The following is a 665-nucleotide window of genomic DNA, read 5'->3' as shown; positions in this document are numbered from 1 at the left end:
GTTTAAACCCATTTTAAAGAACGCACCTTGCTGCATAAGCAGTACGTTATCCATAGAAAATGTTGAAAAGGTGGTAAGCGCACCAAGGAAGCCTAAGCCAATCACTTGTCTCCATGGTTCAGTTGCTAATATTTCACTTTCAAACGCAGCAATGAGCAACCCCATAATGAAAGAGCCAACAACGTTAACAGTCAGCGTACCGTAAGGAAAGCCCCGCCCGAAAAGTAAGACACAAAACTCAGACACTAAATATCGAGAACACGCACCGATTGCTCCACCGAGTGCAATAAAGCCTAAAATAGAAAACTGCCCCATAATTCCCCCAATAAGTTCTGATGATATTGTAATCAAAATCGCTCGGCTATCGGTAACACAATCTTAGAATTCGACAATATAATCGCTTTAAAACCACTGAAATATTTAAAAGTTACAGGAGTCACTTTTACATACGTTCAAAGCAATTTTTCATAGGAAGAACCCTTACGGGAATTTGCCGTTTAGATAAACATATCTCGTTTAAGTACTACTTGAAGAAAATGCTGATTCACATTTTATTGAAAGAGAAATAATAACGGTATGGAAAGAGCTCTTCAGCTCAGATCTGCAGATACAAAAAAGCCCCAGTCTTTCGACTGAGGCTTTAAATATGGCAGGGGTGGAGAGAT

The 665-nt window shown here is 39.4% G+C and carries 1 protein-coding gene; it reads right to left on the bottom strand.

What is annotated here, in order from left to right; genetic code table 11:
- A partial coding sequence (crcB, locus tag R7040_RS27050; RefSeq protein WP_318097684.1) for a fluoride efflux transporter CrcB occupies window positions 1–315 on the bottom strand: 315 nt, incomplete at its 3' end.
- Window positions 316–665: the final 350 nt, after the last annotated feature.

This window comes from Vibrio sp. 1069 (assembly GCF_033340555.1).
Note: the sequence above shows the minus strand (reverse complement) of the source record. Positions and strands in the feature narration are given on the sequence as shown.